Annotated in this window: 17 protein-coding genes; 16 read left to right on the top strand and 1 reads right to left on the bottom strand. The window is 44.6% G+C overall.

The genetic code is table 11. From position 1 onward, the window contains the following. Positions 1–74: 74 nt before the first annotated feature. From pflA to PWYN_RS25035, 14 genes are all read left to right on the top strand, one after another. Positions 75–815, top strand: coding sequence for a pyruvate formate-lyase-activating protein (gene pflA, locus PWYN_RS25100; RefSeq protein WP_036659171.1), 741 nt, complete (start codon positions 75–77; stop codon positions 813–815). Positions 816–1154: 339 nt separating this feature from the next. After that, the gene (locus PWYN_RS25095) at positions 1155–2555 is read left to right on the top strand and encodes an extracellular solute-binding protein (RefSeq protein WP_036657644.1); all 1401 of its coding nucleotides are present in this window, start codon (positions 1155–1157) and stop codon (positions 2553–2555) included. A gap of 111 nt (positions 2556–2666) precedes the next feature. Next, on the top strand, positions 2667–3551 hold the full coding sequence (locus PWYN_RS25090) for a carbohydrate ABC transporter permease (RefSeq protein ID WP_036657640.1): 885 nt from the start codon (positions 2667–2669) through the stop codon (positions 3549–3551). Next, entirely contained in the window at positions 3551–4381 is an 831-nt protein-coding gene (locus PWYN_RS25085) for a carbohydrate ABC transporter permease (protein WP_036657637.1), read from the top strand. Before PWYN_RS25090 ends, PWYN_RS25085 begins: the two co-directional genes overlap by 1 nt. Before the next feature lie 28 nt (positions 4382–4409). After that, the gene (locus PWYN_RS25080; protein WP_036657633.1) at positions 4410–6275 is read left to right on the top strand and encodes a cache domain-containing sensor histidine kinase; all 1866 of its coding nucleotides are present in this window, start codon (positions 4410–4412) and stop codon (positions 6273–6275) included. After that, positions 6253–7044, top strand: coding sequence for a response regulator transcription factor (locus tag PWYN_RS25075; protein WP_036657629.1), 792 nt, complete (start codon positions 6253–6255; stop codon positions 7042–7044). Before PWYN_RS25080 ends, PWYN_RS25075 begins: the two co-directional genes overlap by 23 nt. Before the next feature lie 298 nt (positions 7045–7342). After that, the gene (locus PWYN_RS25070) at positions 7343–9523 is read left to right on the top strand and encodes a stalk domain-containing protein (RefSeq protein WP_036657626.1); all 2181 of its coding nucleotides are present in this window, start codon (positions 7343–7345) and stop codon (positions 9521–9523) included. A 159-nt stretch (positions 9524–9682) separates the two neighbouring features. Next, a complete protein-coding gene (locus PWYN_RS25065; RefSeq protein WP_036657624.1) occupies positions 9683–10144 on the top strand; it encodes a Fur family transcriptional regulator in 462 nt (153 codons plus the stop codon). A gap of 1 nt (position 10145) precedes the next feature. After that, positions 10146–10409, top strand: coding sequence for a membrane protein insertion efficiency factor YidD (yidD, locus tag PWYN_RS25060; protein WP_036657623.1), 264 nt, complete (start codon positions 10146–10148; stop codon positions 10407–10409). A gap of 345 nt (positions 10410–10754) precedes the next feature. Then, positions 10755–12782 carry a methionine--tRNA ligase gene (gene metG, locus PWYN_RS25055; protein WP_036657621.1) on the top strand — a complete coding sequence of 676 codons (2028 nt, stop codon included), beginning with the start codon at positions 10755–10757 and terminating at the stop codon, positions 12780–12782. A gap of 153 nt (positions 12783–12935) precedes the next feature. Further along, positions 12936–13940 (top strand): metal ABC transporter solute-binding protein, Zn/Mn family, encoded by a 1005-nt coding sequence (locus PWYN_RS25050; protein ID WP_036657618.1) that lies wholly within the window; start codon positions 12936–12938, stop codon positions 13938–13940. Between the two features lie 31 nt (positions 13941–13971). Next, entirely contained in the window at positions 13972–14721 is a 750-nt protein-coding gene (locus PWYN_RS25045; RefSeq protein WP_036657616.1) for a metal ABC transporter ATP-binding protein, read from the top strand. A gap of 648 nt (positions 14722–15369) precedes the next feature. Further along, entirely contained in the window at positions 15370–16173 is an 804-nt protein-coding gene (locus tag PWYN_RS25040; protein ID WP_036659170.1) for a metal ABC transporter permease, read from the top strand. A gap of 42 nt (positions 16174–16215) precedes the next feature. After that, positions 16216–16929 (top strand): cytochrome c biogenesis CcdA family protein, encoded by a 714-nt coding sequence (locus PWYN_RS25035; protein ID WP_036657612.1) that lies wholly within the window; start codon positions 16216–16218, stop codon positions 16927–16929. 19 nt (positions 16930–16948) lie between these two features. Here PWYN_RS25035 and splB read toward each other — a convergent pair whose 3' ends face one another. Beyond that, the gene (splB, locus tag PWYN_RS25030; RefSeq protein WP_052088394.1) at positions 16949–18025 is read right to left on the bottom strand and encodes a spore photoproduct lyase; all 1077 of its coding nucleotides are present in this window, start codon (positions 18023–18025) and stop codon (positions 16949–16951) included. A gap of 189 nt (positions 18026–18214) precedes the next feature. On the opposite strand from splB, the gene mntR reads away from it, so the two are divergent. Then, positions 18215–18640 (top strand): transcriptional regulator MntR, encoded by a 426-nt coding sequence (mntR, locus tag PWYN_RS25025; RefSeq protein ID WP_036657610.1) that lies wholly within the window; start codon positions 18215–18217, stop codon positions 18638–18640. Between the two features lie 108 nt (positions 18641–18748). Beyond that, positions 18749–20404 (top strand): family 10 glycosylhydrolase, encoded by a 1656-nt coding sequence (locus PWYN_RS25020; protein WP_036657608.1) that lies wholly within the window; start codon positions 18749–18751, stop codon positions 20402–20404. Positions 20405–20450 lie beyond the last annotated feature (46 nt).

Genomic DNA, 20450 nt, shown 5'->3' with positions numbered 1-20450 from the left:
ACCGTCCTTGAAAAGGGGCGGTTCAATCCGTTTTTAGAGGGATAAACGGTGGCGAAAGGATGGCATCATATTATATGGTAAACGGACGCATACATTCCTTAGAAACCTTTGGTACCGTGGATGGACCAGGTATTCGCTTTGTTTTGTTCATGCAGGGCTGCTTGTTGAAATGCCAATACTGTCATAATCCAGATACTTGGACACTTAACGATGGCAAAGAAATGAGCCTAGAAGAAGTCTTGTCAGAGATTGAGCCTTACCTGCAATACTACCGGACATCCGGAGGCGGTTTGACCGTTTCGGGTGGAGAACCAACGTTGCAAGCTCAATTTGTGAAGCAATTATTCACTGAAGTGAAGAAACGCTGGAATCTTCATACCACGCTGGATACCAATGGCTACAACGAAGGTGACAGGATTAATGATTTGTTAGAGGTTACGGATCTAGTACTGTTGGATCTAAAGCACATTGATGATGAGGCTCACATTAAGCTCACTGGTAAATCCAATGATCGTACCTTGAAGCTGGCACGCTGGTTGTCAGACCATGATCGTAAGATGTGGGTTCGTCACGTCTACGTTCCAGGTATCCATGACAAGGAAGAGGACTTGCTTAACCTTGGACGCTTCATCGGGACGTTGAATGGCGTAGAGAAATTCGAAATTTTGCCCTACCATCAAATGGGTATTTATAAATGGGAAATGCTTGGCAAACCTTACGAATTAGAAGGTGTACCTTCTCCTACGGAGGAAGAAGTTGCACGGGCCTACCGATTGGTTGAAGAAGGACGTAAGCAGACAGCATTGGTACTATAATTCAATGTATATAAAGAGCTGTTCCAAAGGTAGTTTTCTACTGGAGGAATAGCTTTTTTTGTTTTCGTAGGATACGGAACAGCTCGTGACATAGTCTCGTCTCAGCTTTATTATGTAGAAGTTTCCTAACATCATTTGTGATTTTAGAAGCTGGATGGAGTGTATTTATTTTTAAATGTCACTTTAATTAACACAACTATGTGATAAAATTGAGATGATTCCGCTTACATAAGAGTATTTTATCCCTATTGTAGATGAATCTTGACCTTACGGTAAATGAGAACGTTTTTTATAATAAGAAGTGTAAAGGAAATCAATATATAGGGAGGGTCACAAAAAATGAGAAAAAGTTTGACTATGCTATTGTCCTTGATTTTCGTCACCTCTGCGTTAATGACTGGTTGTGGAGGCAACAACAATAATAAGACTACCAACGCTGAGGAGGCTACGAAAGCTCCGGATGCAACCAATGCTGCTGCCACAGAAGAACCCGTAAGCAGTGAACCATTCGAGATGACTATCCGTCATACTCAAGTAGGTGCGGACAAACAGAAACGTCTGGCCATTCTGGAGGATGTAGTAGGGAAAGTTCAAGGAGATGTTCCTGGTTTGACCTTCAAGCTGGATGGTGTGGATTCCGATGTGAACCGTAAAGAGAAGCTGCGCGGTGAAATGGCGGCAGGAAATCCGCCGGAGATCTTCGATCTCTTCGGTAGTCCAGACTCCAAAATATATGCCAAAGAAAGCAAGCTTCTCGATTTGACACCGATCCTCGAAGAGCTGGGTATTAAAGATAAGTTTTCCAACCTTGACCCCTTCACGTATGAGGGTAAAATTTACGGATTGCCAATCGGCGGTTCCGGTGAAGGCTTCTTTTATAACAAGGGATACTACACAGAAAAAGGATGGAAAGCTCCTACTACGTTTGCAGAGTTAGAAAAACAATTAGCAGATATCAAAGCGGATGGCAAAGTACCATTGGCTGGAGCTTCCAAAGCAGGCTGGGTACCTCTGATGCTCGCTAACCACCTGTGGTCACGTTATGCAGGTCCAGATGTGACTGCCAAGTTCCCAACGGGCGAAGCCAAGTGGTCTGATGCTAATATGGTTAAGGGCTTCTCGAAATATAAAGAGTGGATCGACAAAGGATATTTCAAAAAAGGCGAGCTTGGATTTGAGTATGCAGAATACACTACTCAATTCACAAGCGGTGAAGCTATCCTGATGTATGACGGAACTTGGAAGTCCTCTGTATTCAAAGCCGGTCAATCCGGTGAAGGCATGATTGGCAAAGTCGGATTCTTCAATATTCCTCCTGTAGAAGGCGGAGTGGGTGACCAAACAGCGTTGATGCGGGATGTTAATAATGGTTATGGCTTCTCGGCTTCGGTAGCGGATGATGAGGGCCAGCTGGCTGCTGTTAAATCGTTTATCAAGAACCTGTTCAATGAAGAAATGCAGCTTCGCGGACTTGTGGAAGACGGCGTTCTACCTGCTATGAAGATTGATCAAGCCAAACTGAACTCCAGCATTACGGATGATTTGATGAGCGAGATCGTAGCAGTCCTCAACAGTTCCCAATCTTCATTCCCTGCCTTTGATTCCTTGGTTCAGGCTGACGTTACAACTGAAATCAGTAACATTCAAATTCAAAGTCTAATCGGAGGTCAGACCACTCCGGAAAAAATGGGTGCAGCCCTGCAAAAGGTACAAGAAGAAGCGAACGCAGCAGTAGAGTAAGGAGCAGTAAACTAAATGTACCCTGGCGATTGTTCCAGGGTACATTTTTTAAAATACAGGAAGTAAGATCTCTAACGATTATCGCTGAGGTCACAGTAACTGGAGGTAGTCATGAATAAAGCGCTGAAAAATCCTTTGATCTTTACACTTTTCGTTCTACCGGCATTATTTTTGTTTCTGATGTTCTTTGTTTATCCTATATTCAGCTCCATTTATTATAGCTTAACCAGCTGGAACGGGGTTTCAGACACGGTTAAGTATACCGGCCTAACCAACTTCAAGAAAGCATTAGGTGATGAACGTTTCTGGGTTTCGGCTAAAAATAACGGTTGGTTCATCATTTTCTCTTGTTTTGTGCAGGTACCTTTAATTGTGTTATTCTCCCTTTTAATAGCCAATGTGAAAAAGCTGAAAGGCCTATATAAAACAGCGGTGTTTATGCCTGCCATCATGTCTACAGCAGTTATCGGAATCCTTTGGGGCTTTATTTATGAGCCGAACATTGGTCTAATCAATAAAATCATTGGATTGTTTGGTGTAGATCCCATCTACTGGCTGTCGGATGAAAGGGTTGCTATGTTGTCCATTCTAATCACGAACGCTTGGCAGTGGACCGGATTTTACATTGTAATGGTGTTAGCTGCGATTCTTTCGATCCCTGGGGAACTGGATGAAGCAGCGAAGATTGACGGCGCTACCGGAGTGCAGCGGGCCTTACGCATTACATTACCTCTCATCATGCCGATCATATCCGTCGTTATAATGCTCTCCATTGCAGGGGCGATGAAAGCAGCAGATATAGTTATCGTTATGACAAAGGGTGGACCTGCAGGCTCTACCGAGGTTATGGCAACCTATATGATAAAATATGCGATCACGAACTTTAAATATGGCTACGGCAATGCGATCGCCGTTCTGATCTTTATGTTTACGCTGGTGGTTACAGCATTTTATCAGCTGGTGATAGCCCGGCGTAACGAAAGGATTGAATACTGATGCTTCGTAACCTGAAAAAGAGTCTCCCACATGTTGTGTTATTATCGTACTTACTCGTAATCCTGTTTCCTTTCCTTTTCGTTCTCTTCTCGTCCGTGAAGAAGGATAATAATGAAATCGCCTTGAATCCTTTTGGGATTCCCAAAGAATTTGTCTTCAATAACTATGTTGAGGCCTGGGTAAATGCTAAAATAAGTACTTATTTCTTCAACAGTTTGTATATCTCCATCTTTGCTTCAGTAGTTACCATACTGCTGGGTTCTATGTTCGCGTTTGCGGTTACCCGGATGCGTCAGGGCAAATGGAATGGCATACTCTTTTCCCTGGTATTGATAGGGATGTTAATTCCTAATAATGCGCTCATGTTGCCGATATATACGATTGTCCGCAAGCTTGGAATCCTAAATACACACTGGGCTCTAATCATTCCTTATATTGCTAACGCTATCCCGTTTACAATTATTATTTTAGCGGCATTTATGCGCTCTCTACCCAGAGAAATAGAAGAGGCGGCGGTCATGGACGGCTTGAAGGCTCAGGGTATCTTTGCTAGAATTATTGTACCTCTGACGATACCCGCCATGGTCACGGTCTTCATTGTTAATTTCCTGGGAAATTGGAATGAGTTTCTGCTTGCTAACTATTTCCTGTCGAATGATGAGTTGCGTACACTTCCAGTGGGAATGGTCCAGTTCCGCGATCAGTATCAGATGAATTATGCGCAAATGTCTGCGGGTATTGTCTACAGTGTGGTGCCCGTCATTATTATTTATGCGATTTTACAGGAAAAGATTATCGAAGGCGTAACAGCGGGGGGCGTAAAAGGATAAGTTTCTTCACAGTCAGGAGCATTAGCCCATGAATCTGCGTTATAAATTGTTTACGGCATTTTTGGGCCTGATTATCATCCCGTTGTTCATACTTAGTATGATCATGTTTTTTGTTACTTATAATTCGATTGAAAAGAAATACAGTCAGCAGTCGGAGTATTCACTTAAAGCGATTAGCTACAGTATTTCAAGTGTGTTTAAAGATATGAACAACGTGACAGACAACGGAATTGCTACGTCGGTATTTCATATGGCCCTTAGTGCAGAGGATTCTTCCAAGCAGGATTTAACCGATGCTGAACAGTTAAGCCTGAATGCCAGTCAACGCAATTTCCGCAGTCTGCTCTATAATCATCCTTCGATCAGCTACGCTTTTTTGTACAACTTCAATGGGAAAGGCAGTTCGGAGATTGTATCGCTTTTTAACAAGGAGAATTTCCGAACCCTCCCTTACGATAAGTTCAAAGTGAGCGAGCTGTATCAGGAGGTGATGTCTCTGAATGGTGTCCCTAAATGGGTGGCGCCGCATGAGAACCCGGAACTAACCGGAACGGAACCTGTTTTTACGCAAATCCGACTTGTAAAAGAGCTCAGCTTCTTTCAGAACATCGGTATACTCGTTGTTCAAATTAAAAATTGGGAATTCGAATCGATCTTTCGCAACTTGAAGATTGGGGATAGCAATCAAAAAGTCTCTTTTATGCTTGTTAGTGATAAAGGTATGATCCTATTTGATCCAGATCGTAAGCTGGACGGACAAATGTTCCAAGACTTTACCACGAAAGAGGTTTCCTATAAAAAGGGTTTTCAGAGCTTTAAAACTCAGTTTGACGGCAATAGAAGCATTGTCTCCATGTACCACCTGAAGGATTATCCCTGGAGTCTTGTATCCGTGACGTCATGGGATTCATTATCTCGTGAGGTTACGGTTTTTGCCAGATGGTTTGTTTTTGTTATTTTCATCTGTTTTTTGGCAGCTCTAACCTTTAATTTGTTCTTCATGAATCGGATTACCGGAGGTATCGCAGTTATTGTGCGGTTCATGAGGCGTGTGGAGGACGGGGATTTAAGCAGTCGGGTAGAGGAGAAGGGCAATGACGAACTGACCCTGCTGGCAAAAGGGTTTAATGATCTCATGGATAAAATTAATCATTTGTTTAATCGAATTCAGCAGGAACAGCGACGTAAAAATCAAGCGGAAATGCGGGTGCTGCAGGCTCAGATTAAACCGCATTTTTTATTCAATACGCTGGAGTCAATCAATGTATTGGCTGTGCAGAACGAAGGACGCAAGGTTAGTGAAATGGTTTACAGGCTCGCCAGTATTTTACGCATCAGCATTCAGGATAGAGACGAAATCACCTTAGAGGATGAAATCAAACATCTTCGCAATTATCTCGATATTCAAAAATTTCGCTTTGAGGATTTATTCGACTACGAGATTGATATCCCGGAGGAGCTAAACGGCTGCGGTATATTAAAGCTCACCCTTCAACCGCTTGTGGAGAACAGCATTCAGCATGGCTTTGAGGGCATTGACTATAAAGGTAAGCTGCTGATTAGAGGCTGGGAGGATCAAGGCAACCTGATTCTTAGAATAGAGGATAACGGAATCGGAATGACCTCTTCACAACTTTCCATATTTCAGTATATGATCAGTGAAAAAGCCCACCCAGATGAGATCAATGAGCTCGAAGATCCGCATGGCAGCCGTGTTCATCTGGAGCGCAGGGGTCTTGGCGTCCGAAGTGTAGCTGATCGTATCCGCATAGAGTACGGCTTCAGATATGGGATATTTATATGCTCCAGCCCAGGGAGCGGGACCATTATTCAATGCGTCATACCTAAATACGGGCAGGGGGAAGACCATAATGCTAAAAGTATTACTGGTTGACGATGAAGCGCCCATACTTAATAATCTGAACAGAGTCCTGCCTTGGCAGGACATGGGCATGGTAGTTGCCGGAATGGCCCGCAGCGGTATGGATGCCCTGCGTATTGCAGAGGAGGAACATCCTGATCTAGTGCTCTGCGATATTCGGATGCCTGTGATGGATGGTCTAACCTTCGTTGGGAAGCTGCGTGAAATGGGCCTGAACAGCGAAGTGCTGCTGATTACAGGTTACCAGGAATTTGATTATGCTCGGGAAGCCATTCGGCTCGGGGTCAAAGAGTACATTTGCAAGCCCATTCATTACGAGGAATTGGGGAATAAGCTCAGGGATATCGGTGTACAAATTCGCAGCAGGCAATATAAAGATAAATTGTATAACAGTATCCCTATGTTCCAAGAGATCCCCGCAGCAGAAAGTGAGCATACCAAGAAAACGACAGAGCAGCTTATGAATACGGCTGTTCAGTATATAACCGAGCACCTGAATTTAGACATTGGTATAGATGAAGTGGCTCATAAGCTGGGGATTAGCGGCAGTTATTTCTGCTTGTTGTTCAAGAATCGGTTTGCCATGACTTTTGTGGAATATGTAACGCTACAACGAATGGAAGCAGCCAAATTCATGCTGGTGCATAGCGATAAAAGTATCACCACAATCGGGTCCGGAGTAGGTTACCAGGAACGGCGTTATTTCACAAAGGTATTTCAGAAGCAAACCGGCATGTCACCTAAGGAATACCGGGATCTTAAACGGACGGAAGCACGCTAACACAGCGGAATAATTAACGCCATTATTGTTTTACATGGAGCAGACGATTATCCCCGATTTCCAGGGTGTAATCGTCTATTTTTTATGGCAAGTTCCCTGTATTTGCTAGTATTTTTACATAATATGAAACTTTTTCGGATTAGGCGCGTCTAATACTGTGTTTGTTAAAAAGAGAAAATGGCAATAATGATCCGCCGCCTTTTTATAGCGGCTTCATTTTTGCTTGGGATATAAGAGATGTACGGCCGGGAACCTTGCATAATCTTATATTTACAAATGGAGCAGAAGGAGTCATACAATGGATTTTAAAAAACTAACTTTAATTGCTGTACTTGCAGTATCACAGGTAGCTGCGGCGGTCCCTGTCTTTGCACAGGCTGACACCACTACCACAAATGTTACGGCTACTTCAACAGAATCTACACCACCTCCGGGAGTCGTTGTGGATCCACCGGGAACTACACCTCTTCCTAGTGCAACTCCTGTTCCGGGAACCACAACTGGACCTACAGTTGCTCCAACAACAGTGCCTACAACCTTACCTACAACCGTACCAACACCAGTACTAACTCCAACTCCTGTAATTCCCCCTATGGTTACCACAGGTGGAACGCAGCTTATTTTAATGATGAACAGCAATAAAATGTATATGAATGGTACCGAATATATCGCGAATCAACCCATGACGGTCAAAAATGGTGTCTCCAATGTTTCCATACGTGCGATGGTTGAGCGTGTGGGTCTTAAGTATATGTACGATTTTAAAACCAAAGAAACCATTATTACGAGTGGCAGTAATATCTTGCGTTTTAAGACCAACAGCAAGATTTATACGGTTAATGGCAAGGCTGTTACAATGAAGGGCCCAGCCTACCAATTTAACAATACATTTATGGTCCCTTTGACATCGATTACAGCGGCTTTGGGAATTCCTTATACCGTTGATAATGTAAAGAAGCGTGTGATTTTAACACTATCTACTAAACCAGTTGCTTCGTTTACTGTTCAGCCTACGGAGATTTTTGCAGGTCAAACCACTGTGAATTATATGACCAAAAGCTCATCACCATCTGGTGCGGCTATCGTGAATGAACGCTGGGAAGGCCGTCAGGACGTCTTCGAGCAACCTGGCAGTTACGTAGTTTCCTATTATGTTATGGATGCTAACGGTCAATGGAGTGCGCCGTATTATCAGACCATTACAGTATTGAAGCCTAATGAAGCTCCTGTAGCTAACTTTGTGACAGACAAAGAAACATATAAGATTGGTGAATTGGTCAACATCACGAATCTGAGTACCGATGATGGAACTGCCCCTTTAACCACGGAATGGAACGGAAATGCTTTGGCTTATTTTTACCCAGGACCTGTTACCATTTACTTAACGGTTACTGATAAACAAGGCCTTAACAGTACTATTCAAAAGAACATTACCATCACGGATGAGGTACTCTACAATCAAGACGATTTCAACAAGCTCTTTATGCCGGTTGGAGCTACTTATTCAATGGACGGAAGTAAGATTCCGACTTGGAGCAAGGTGCAATATACGGCCGGTTCCGAGGCAACTACATTGATCCGTAGCAACAGCCCTGAGACCGTGTACAGCGACGGAATTGTATATCGCGAGACAGCCTTCGGCGATACACGCTTTATGGTTCATCATAAGAATATGACCGGGAAAAATGTAAAGATGTATGTGATTGCAACCAATACAGGGTTATGGCCGACTACATTGACCCTCAAGAATTCAGGCTTTGGCGGTCCGCTTGATATTCCTACGGCAACAGGCAAAAAGTCGGTAGAAAACTACTACCAATCCTTGCTTTTCAACAGACCCTTTAACAATATCATTTTGAAGCCGGGTGAAAGTATCCCGATTCTTACGGAAATCAGTAACGTTACAATGAAGCCGGGTCAGGTGGTATCGCTGTTGTCTGATGTATTCAGCGACTATGCCCTGCAATATGATATCGTGATGATAGATGCTAACAAAAATGTGCTGCAAAGCTTGCCGTTCTTGAACTTCCTCGATCGGGACGGTGTGCATAACCGCGGCACTTATCCGAATGCTACTCGACTGATTGATGTACAGGATGTTCTCGGTCTAACGCCATCTAGATTGCTGCTTGGGGATAAAACGGATGACCCTAATTTGATTGGAATGGACGCCTTAACAGGTACTGAAGCGTCTAACTCCGGTAATTTCGGAGTCATCTACAAAATCAAGTTAAATCATGTGGCTCCCAACACACTTATTACCTTCAATCCGCGTGGAGGGAAATATCAAGGTCCTATGCTGGTAAATGGACAAATTGTTCAGGCACCGATAACAGGAACTATCGAAGCTCCTAATCAGAGCAGTGTAGTACATCGAACTGGAGAGTTTGAGCAGACTGTCGAGATTGTGTTCAGCGCAGCATCAGGCAGCAACCTGCCGGTAAACCTACTGTTCATGCCGCTACCGCCTAAAAAGTAGAGTAGTATAAACCCGGACTTATTCCACTTTTTTTCAAAGCCCATGTTGACAGCACTTATAGCTGTTAATGTGGGCTTTTTACATTGTCATTGATTGACGGGGCTTTTTTTTTCGGGCATTATAAAGGAAGTGTTACACAAATGTATGGGAGATGAGCGTATGCTGTCGACAGAACAAATTCTTGAGGTCATGTCGGGGCAGGGACTGCGAATCACCGACCAGCGCAAAACGCTTGCCAAGTTATTCGGGGAGAACTCAGGATATTTGTCTGCAAAGGATGTATATGAACATATGGGCCGCAAATACAGCGGGCTTAGCTTTGATACGGTGTACCGGAACCTGCGGGTCATGGAAGAGCTTGGGGTGCTTGAACAGATCGTTTTTGAAGACGGTGTCAAGTTCAAGGGGAGCTGCAATGAGAACCACCACCATCATCATATGATTTGCCTCCAATGTCTGAAAACCTATCCCATTTCCTTCTGTCCGATGAATATGACGGAAACTCCGGACCAATTCCGGGTAGTCAAGCATAAATTTGAGGTGTTCGGTTACTGCAGAGAATGTGAAGAGAGCCGGGAAGATGAGGCGGTTCCGATAGCACCTTCCAGAGAGGGTCAATAAAATGGGGATCGGAAGCAGAACAGTTCAGGTACCTATTCGGATGTACCGTAAGTACATCTCCCCTTTGAAGCCGGCTACCTGCCGTTTTTATCCTACCTGCTCCGCCTATGCACTTGAAGCGGTGGAAATACACGGTCCTGTCAAGGGTTCCTGGCTTGCCGCCAAGCGGATCGCAAGATGTCATCCCTTTAATCCGGGAGGACTTGACCCTGTACCACCTCTCGAAGAAAAGTCATCCAAGAACGGTTCTTCACCCATCACTTGACATGATGGGTCTAATTTGGGTATATTTTCACTAATAGCTATATTCCAACGAACGGATGAGTAAATCGGGATGACCTTTACAGAGAGCCGGTGTAAGCTGAAAGCCGGTATGGACACCTTGTTGAAGATGGTCCGGGAGGAACTGTATTCGAGCCGTAGACTGAAGTTAGCAGTCTCGTGTAAGATAACGGCGTGTTCCAGCGTTAATGGGCAGTTCTTATGAACTGGTGAAGCCTGATCTCTGCGAAGAGACAGGGAATTTTGGGTGGTAACGCGTGAGTTTACTCTCGCCCCATATAAGGGGGCGGGAGTTTTTTGTCTTTTTAAAGAAGAAAGGATGACAATAATGAGTCAGAAGAAGACCTTTTATTTAACTACACCTATCTATTATCCGAGTGACAAGCTGCATATTGGGCATGCGTATTCAACAGTAGCTGGTGATGCAATGGCCCGATATAAGCGCCTGCGCGGCTACGAAGTACGTTATTTGACCGGAACCGATGAACATGGACAAAAGATTGAACGTAAGGCAGAGGAAGCAGGGAAGACCCCGCAGCAGTTCGTAGACGATATTGTTGTCGGAATTAAAGATCTGTGGCGCAAGCTGGATATCTCTAACGATGACTTTATTCGGACTACAGAAGAACGGCACAAGACGGTGGTTCAGGAAATTTTTGACCGACTGTTGAAGCAAGGGGATATCTATAAGGGTGAATATGAAGGCTGGTACAGTATTCCTGATGAGACCTTTTATACAGAAACCCAACTGGTTGATATTGTACGTAATGATGAAGGTACGATTATTGGCGGAAAAAGCCCGGATAGCGGACATCCTGTTGAATTGGTAAAGGAAGCAAGTTACTTTTTCCGGTTGAGCAAGTATGCGGATCGCCTGTTGAAGTATTACGAGGATAATCCTGACTTTATTTTGCCGGAATCGCGCAAGAACGAGATGATTAATAACTTTATCAAGCCAGGTCTGGAGGACCTCGCAGTATCACGGACAACGTTCGACTGGGGTATTAAAGTTAAAGGTGATGAGAAACATGTTGTCTACGTGTGGATTGATGCTCTTACCAACTATATTACCGCTTTGGGTTACGGTTCTGAGGATCGTAGTTTGTATGATAATTTCTGGCCTGCAGACGTACATATTGTCGGCAAGGAAATCGTACGCTTCCATACTATCATCTGGCCGATCTTCCTGATGGCATTGGGTGAACCTCTACCGAAAAAGGTATTTGCACACGGCTGGTTATTAATGAAGGATGGCAAAATGTCTAAGTCAAAGGGCAATGTAGTAGATCCAGTAACTCTGATTGATCGTTATGGTCTGGATGCGCTTCGTTATTATTTGTTGCGTGAGGTTCCCTTTGGTTCGGACGGAACATTCACACCGGAAAGTTTTGTTGACCGAATTAACTATGACCTGGCTAACGACCTTGGAAATCTGTTGAATCGTACGGGCGCTATGGTTGAAAAATATTTTGGCGGAGTGCTCCCTGCTTATGAAGGAAATGTTACAGCGTTCGATAATGAACTGGTAACAGCCGCTCAGAATACGTATGCTAAGGTGGAAGAAGCCATGGAGACCATGGAGTTTTCTGTGGCGCTCACTGCTATTGGAAGCTTCATTAGTCGGACGAACAAGTACATTGATGAGACACAGCCATGGATTCTTGCCAAGGATGAGAGTCGAATTGCTGAGCTTGGGTCTGTAATGAGACATCTAGTAGAAGGTCTACGGACGGCCTCCATTCTGCTCCAACCGTTCTTGACAGAAGCGCCGGCTAAGATTTGGGAACAGCTTGGAATCGTCAAGGGTGAGATGACTACTTGGGAAAGCGGCAGAACGTTCGGATTGATTCCTGCAGGAACACAGCTGGTCAAAGGCAGCCCGATTTTCCCTCGTCTGGATGTGGAACAAGAGGTGGCCTTTATTGCAGAAGCAATGGGTGCCGGTAAACCGGCTGTTGTAGAGTCTCCAGCAGATGCTGTTAGTGCTCCAGCCGCAGCAGTGGAAGGGTCCGAACCCGAAGAAGAACACAAAGATGAAATTGGCATCGATGATTTTGCGAAGGCAGAGCTGCGTGTAGCTCAAGTCATTTCAGCCGAGCCGGTTAAAAAAGCCGATAAGCTGCTAAAGCTTCAGCTTGATCTCGGTTACGAGCAGCGTCAGGTAGTTTCGGGTATAGCCAAGTTCTACACTCCTGAAGAGTTGGTTGGACAAAAAGTAATTTGTATCGTCAACCTGAAGCCGGTGAAACTGCGCGGTGAATTGTCGCAAGGGATGATTCTTGCAGCATCCAAAGGGGATCAGCTTACGATTGCTACGGTTCCTGACAGCATGCCTAACGGTGCCATTGTGAAGTAATAGATTACTTAGTAAAAGCGGTTCGGTCTATTGACTGAATCGTTTTTCTGCGTTATAAATACGGAGGACGTTTTCGGAACGGTTGACTTATCGTAATGATTACTATTATACTACTAATAGTAAATATTACGATCTGAGGAGTCGATAGTGAATATGAATTCAACTGTAACGCGTAAGGGGCTGCTCTTATTTGCGCTAATCCTAGTATTAATTGCAACTGGTTGCGGGGCAAAAAGTAGCGGAAGTATCATAGAGGGCAAAGTGAATGTGGTTACTAGCTTTTATCCCATATATGAATTTGCTAAGGAAATTGGCGGAGAAGACGTTAATGCAATTAATTTGTTGCCAGTTGGGGTGGAGCCTCATGATTGGACTCCGCGCAGTCAGGATATTGTGAATACGTCCAAAGCGCAGCTGTTTTTATATAATGGAGCCGGGCTTGAGGGTTGGGTTCCGAACTTCCTGAAGGGTCTTGATAGCGAATCAGGAGTTCAGGCTGTAGAAGTCAGCAAAGGCATTGATTTAATTATGACGGATGAAGAAGATGAACATGGGCATGGGGCAAACGAAGCTGCCGATGAACATGACAGCGAAGGAGTTACAAATGAGGATCACACTGATGCTGGAGACAGTCTTCATACCGATCCCCACACCTGGGTAAGTCCGAAATCAGCGATTGTAATGGCTGAAAATATTAAAAATAGTCTGCAAAAGGCGGATCCTGCTCACAAAGAGGGTTATGAAGAACGGTATAATGTACTTGCAGATCGTTTGAAGAACCTCGACAGTAAATTTGTAGAGGAGCTTGGAAAGCTTCCGAATAAGGAAATCGTTGTTTCTCACCAGGCTTTCGCTTATCTGTGCCGTGATTATGGTCTGACTCAGCATGCGATTATGGGGCTGTCCCCGGATGCGGAGCCGCGGAGCCAGGATATTGTGGATTTGGCGAATACGGTTAAAGAAGAAGGCATACGTTATATCTTTTTTGAAGAATTAGTGTCGGACAAATTGGCCAAAACGCTGGCTAATGAAGCAGGAGTGTCAACGATGGTGCTTAATCCTGTTGAAGGATTGACAGAGGATCAGGCGAAAGCAAATGATGATTACTTCACACTGATGGAGAAAAATTTGCAAAATCTGATTCTAGCCTTAAAATAAAAGGAAAGCATTGAAGAAAGGCGGGAAATGAATGCAACCGGTATCCTCGGACTGCCATCAACATATGATTGAAGTAAAGGACCTGTCCTTTTCCTATGGAGAGCAGAAGGTTATTTCCGGTCTGAATTATACGGTAAAGGAGCGCGACTTCGTAGGGATTATCGGTTCTAACGGGGCCGGGAAAACAACGCTACTCAAAATGATCGTCGGCTTGCTTCCGGCAACCACTGGCGAAATCAGGCTCTTCGGAGAGCCTGCACGTAAATTTAAAGACTGGGAGCGGATCGGTTATGTTCCGCAGAAGAATGCTTTTAACCCGTTATTTCCCGCAACCGTACGTGAAGTAGTCCAATCGGGTCTATACAATAACAAGAACTTGATCCGCCGGGTGTCACGGGCTCAACAGCAGCAATGTAATGACGCACTTGAGGTGATGCGGATTCAAGATCTTGCGGAGAAAAGAGTCGGGCAATTGTCGGGTGGACAGCAGCAGCGGGTATTTTTGGCTAGAGCCCTGATTAACCATCCTGATTTGCTGATTCTGGATGAGCCGACTGTTGGAATTGACGCCGAGACCCAAGCCGGTTTCTTCGATCTGATCACCCATATGCATGCCCATCACCACATGACTTTTCTTATGGTATCGCATGATATCGAGATGATCCGAAATTACCTCGGTCAAGAGCCAGTGCAGTGTAACGGTAAAATAAACTTCTACTCTCGCCACTCGCATGAGATTCAGGACTGCGTGGAGGAGAATCTGCAGCATACGTTGTCGTAGAGTAAAATATAGCTGTTGTATGAAATATCGGAGACTTCGGTCAGATTCGAGTTTGTATGCGGACTCCAAAGCCCTTATTATCAGACTTTGAGTCATATGAATATGCATACGGACACAGACGCCGCTATTTCATGATTTAGGGCTGTATTTAACGTGTTTCCTGCTCCATAGTGGCTTCTGAGTCCGTATAAGTGGGAAATTGTGGTTTTTTGAGTAAATAGCGTCTTCTGTGTCCACATAGTAACCGTGGGTTATAATCTTTTGATTGTGGAGAGGTTATCCATAGTACAACATAGTACAACATAGGATGAACCCGGTGGTTTTAATCTTTTGGTTTTGGCCTTTTGGTTTTAGCCTTTTGGCCTTAATCTTTTGATTGTGGAGAGGTTATCCATAGTACAACATAGGATAACCGTGGTGGTTTTAATCTTTTGACCTTAGTCTTTCGGTCTTCATACGTATGTAGATCCCGCAGTAGTTAAGCGTGTCCCTTCAGGGACGATAAGCGATCCTCGCTCTAACTCATCCAGAAACAAGAAACCGTTCATCTCACGCCAGTTGCCCTTAGCAGGTGTCCAGAGGGTGCAACCCTTGGGGCCCTCCCTTAGAAGGGAGGGTTTGGGAGGGATGAAGAATGGAGAATTTGAATTGGAAATCCTATTTAGCGATTTTTTTCAGCGGGCGCTTGCGGGTGGCCTGCTGATCGGTATTACAGCGCCGCTTATAGGCGTTTTTCTTGTGCTAAGACGCCTGTCAATGATTGGGGATACGCTTGCCCATGTAACCATAGCCGGTGTGGCGCTGGGATTTTTGACAGGCTTTTACCCTCTTGGGGCAGGTCTAATCTTTGCAGTATTAGCGTCCTTCGCTATCGAAAAGCTTCGTAGGGCGTACAAAAGCTATGCTGAGCTTTCCATAGCCATAATCATGTCAGGCGGTGTAGCCCTAGCATCACTCTTTTTTACATTAGGCAAGGGTTATAATGCTGATGTGATGAGCTACCTATTCGGCAGTATTTATACGTTGAATAATACAGACTTAGTAATCGTAGGAATCGTAGCTGTTACTGTGGTGGTTGTAGTCACGCTATTTTTCAAAGAATTTTTCTTACTTAGCTTTGAAGAAGACGCCGCCAGTGTTAGTGGACTGCCCGTAAAAATGCTCAATATGCTCATTACAATTCTAACAGCGCTTGTTATAAGTACAGCTATCAAAATTGTAGGCTCACTGCTAGTCTCAGCATTATTGACGATCCCCGTAGCGATTAGCTTGCTGCTCTCGCGCAGTTTTAAATCATCGGTCATCCTCTCCATTATTATTGCGGAGATCGCCGTTGTTGGCGGATTGGTTGTTGCTGGAATATGGAATCTCGCTCCAGGTGCAACGATAGTTCTGCTGCTGATTGCTATATTGGCGTTGACACTCATCGGTAAAAAGGGATTGCCCGCATAACCATACACAAAGCATTTGAAATGAGAAAGGAGAGCTGCCACTTTGTCAAATATTAACGCAGGAATAGCCTTTGCTGCTGGATTAGCGTCTTTTATTTCACCTTGTTGTCTACCGCTCTATCCTTCTTATTTGTCCTATATTACGGGATTATCTGTACAGCAGCTAAAAACTGGAGGCAACACAAAAGAGGTCCGTTTCCGGACACTCACTCATACGTTGGCCTTTATTCTTGGTTTTTCCGTTGTCTTTTACACGCTTGGTTTTGGAGCAGGTCTGTTCGGGCAGTTCTTTAATGAACAACGCGATCTTATCCGCCAATTGTCAGCAATACTCATTATCGTGATGGGGTTATTCCTGCTTGGCATTTTCCAACCGCAATTTTTACTGCGCGAACGAAAGCTGGATCTGAAATGGAAACCCGCAGGATACATAGGTTCCTTTGTATTCGGTATTGGCTTCTCTGCGGGGTGGTCTCCTTGTATTGGGCCTATACTGACTGCGATTATCGCACTTTCGGCAAGTGAGCCCGGTACCTGGTTTACTCTTATTACGGCCTACAGTCTTGGATTTGCCATACCGTTCTTCGTACTGGCCTTTTTCCTTGGCGGAGCCAGACGTATTCTTAAATACTCGGGTCTGCTAATGAAGATTGGCGGGACTATAATGATTGTGATGGGAGTCCTGCTGTTCACGGATCAGATGTTCAAAATTACCATATGGCTGCAGGGAATCACCCCGACTTGGATGAAATTTTAAATGATGTAACGGTTTGAACTTAAGTGAAATAATCGATTCCCGCTTCCGGGAAATGTTCAAAAATCCGCTCTGTGATAAATTCGCGCAGGGCGGTTTGTTGTTCATCCGGGTATACATATTTGTTCTGGCCCCATCGACCCCATTTTTTCTTGCGCTTCTCAATGTCCATTTCCAGCTTGGATTTAGGATAGCGTTTCTCAATAACAGTCTTAGCTGTTTTGGTGAACCGGTGCTGAATCATTTCAAAGGTGAGGCTTTTTCCGGCTTCGGGGGGCAGCGTTTCACCTAACTTGCGAAGCAGCTCAGCGTAGCCCTTCTCCCAGCCTTCATGCCAAATAATCGGGGCAATGATGAAGCCCAGCGGATAACCCGCTCTAGCAACCTTACCGGCTGCTTCTATCCGTTCCTCAAAGCTCGAGGTGGCGGGTTCGAAATTCTTAATTACGTAATCAGCATTTACACTAAAGCGAATTCGAGTATGATCATTGTGCTTCAAATTCAGCAGTGGCTCGACATGCTGATATTTGGTCACAAAACGAAGACGTCCGAGAGGCTCATTCGCCATAAAGGTAATCAGTTCTTCGAGAGAACCAGTGATATGTTCCAGCCCTAGCGGGTCGGAGGTACAGGCGGCTTCAAACGTAGTTATTTCTGGCGTGCGCTCTTCGATATACTTTTTGGCGGCAGCGATAACATCACCTGTATTTACGTATACTCGAATATAAGGTTTTGCACCTAACGTGGTTTGCAGGTAACAATAATGGCAGTGACCCATGCAACCCGTAGCAATCGGTATAGCATAATCGGCAGACGGCTTGGACTGATCGAAAGTTAGGGTTTTTCGGAGGCCGACTACGAGCGTTCTTTTGGCAATTTTATACTGCTCAGCCTCCGTTTCACCTGGAAAATTTAGAATGCGATTGTGTGAAGTCGTCATGCGGTATTCGATGTTATGGGCCTTGACCCATTCCATAATGCGTTCACCTTTAGGATATTGTAGTGAATCCGGCTCGAAAAAAACTAATTCGGGAATAAAGAGGCCGGTTGGCTTTCTTTTACGTTTTGCAGGAGGGAGCTCAGGTGTCACCACAGTCATACGTTCACGCTCCTTAAGTGGGATAACATTAATCTGCACATTTCGGCTGGATTGAAACCATGGCAATGATGTGCAGAAGCAACTGTTAATACCCTCAGGACTTGCCAAGGTGCGGTGGGAACATGTATCATTGTTAGAGCAAGGTTTGGCTTAGCGCCATGCTTATTTATAGAAAAGAGGTAAAATTTGATGCCAACACCCAGCATGGAGGATTATTTGGAGCGCATATACAAGCTCATAGACGAGAAAGGTTATGCGCGGGTCTCGGATATTGCCGAGGGACTGGAAGTACACCCCTCCTCTGTGACCAAGATGATCCAAAAACTGGATAAGGACGAATATCTCATCTATGAGAAATATCGTGGGCTTGTCCTAACCACCAAAGGTAAAAAAGTAGGAAAACGTCTTGTTGACCGTCATCAACTGTTGGAGGAATTCCTTGGTCTGATCGGGGTGCAGCAGGAGAATATTTATAGAGATGTAGAAGGAATCGAGCATCACTTGAGCTGGGATTCCATTACACGTATAGAAACCCTGGTAGAATATTTCCGTCGTGACGAGGCGCGTCTCCAGACTTTATATGATATTCATCTTGAATTGGTCAGCGATACTTAAATCCGCGGCTTCAGCGCAACCTTTTACCATTTTTTACGTCAAAACGGTATTGTCCTTTTTAGGATGATGCCGTTTTTTTGTTATATTTATTTAAATGGGGAGGAAATAATGAATTACCGTAAATGGATAGTAGGACTACTGCTGATCGTATTGTGCTTGCCCCTTATATCATCCGGTGCCCGTGCAGCTACTGCTGTAATAACGATTGAATTGGATGGAAGAGCATTAACGGGCGATGTTAACCCTTATATTACAACTTCTAATGTTACTATGGTTCCACTGGGGATCATTAGTCAGGGTCTCGGTGCTGGTGTTAGATGGGATCAAGCAACCAAGACCGTAACTATTACTCAAGATCAAACCGTTCTTAAGTTGGTAAATGGCAAAAAAACGGCGCTCGTTAATGGTTCTTCAGTTGTTCTGGACACTTCTGTACAGATTAAGCAAGGGCGGATCATGGTACCACTTCGCTTCGTAGGGGAGCAGCTAGGGCTCCAGGTAGTATGGAATCAGGCGGCAAAGCACATCTCTTTATTCTCTAATGCGGAACCGCCGCAGGTTATAGATCCGGTCACACCTACTCAGCCCACTGTACCGACTGTGCCTGCTCCACCCAAACCAAACCTTCCGACCCTTCCCGGAACGAAGACTGGAAAGGCTATGAAGGGAGCCTGGATATCTACAGTCTATAATCTGGACTGGCCTTCGGTGTCCTCGGCAGGGAAGATAGATAAACAGAAAGCGGAGTTTGACAGTTTGTTGGATAAGCTGAAGTCAGTAGGATTCAATGCTGTATTCGTGCAGGTTCGACCTTCTGGTGACAGTCTGTACCCTTCAACGATTGTACCTTGGTCTAAAGTGCTGACGGGTACACAGGGGAAAGATCCCGGATATGATCCGCTTGATTATATGGTTGAGGCAGCACATGAGCGAGGGATGCAAATTCACGCCTGGTTCAACCCTTTTCGAGCAACGACAGATTCTTCTACAGCTTCTTTGGCAAGCAGCCACGTCGCCAAAGCCCATCCGGAATGGATTGTGAACGCGGGCGGTAAGTTATATATTAATCCCGGCATTCCAGAAGCGCGGCAACAAATTATTGATACAGTAATGGAAGTTGTCAAAGGCTACAAAATAGACGGTGTGCATCTGGATGATTATTTTTATCCCTCGGGTGTAGCGTTCGCTGACGATGAGGCTTACAAGTCTTATAACATAAATTCTATTCCCACTAAAGACAACTGGCGCCGAGATAACATTAATGATTTTGTCCGTAATCTAGGCAACCAGATTCATGCTGTTAAGCCATCCTTGTCCTATGGTATCAGTCCGTTTGGAGTATGGAGAAACATAAAAATGGACAGTACAGGTTCTGATACGAAAGCAGGCGTTACCGCGTATGACAGCATGTATGCTGATGTTAGAACATGGATTTCTCAAGGCTGGATCGATTATGTCGCCCCGCAGATCTACTGGAGCTTGTCTTTCGAGACTGCACGTTATGATAAGTTGGTGGATTGGTGGGTAAAGGAAGTTCGCAACAGCGGTGTGAAGTTGTATATTGGTATGGCCTCTTATAAGGTAGGAACTGATAAAAGCCCGGAGTGGCAAAGCGGGATGCAAATCATCAATCAATTAGAATATAACGATCTGTATGATGAAGTTGAAGGTAGTATTATGTTCAGAGCAAATGATATTACGGCAAGAGATCCATTCGGACTAGCGGGATTACTGACCTTATTCTTCAAACGAAATGTAATTTAATAACCAGTCATTAAACATCCTCCGTGCTCATAGATAAGCAGTAGAA

Source organism: Paenibacillus wynnii (genome assembly GCF_000757885.1).
Classification (GTDB): domain Bacteria; phylum Bacillota; class Bacilli; order Paenibacillales; family Paenibacillaceae; genus Paenibacillus_AQ; species Paenibacillus_AQ wynnii.
The sequence above is the reverse complement of the archived record's forward strand: the minus strand, read 5'-3'. Positions and strand labels throughout refer to the sequence as shown.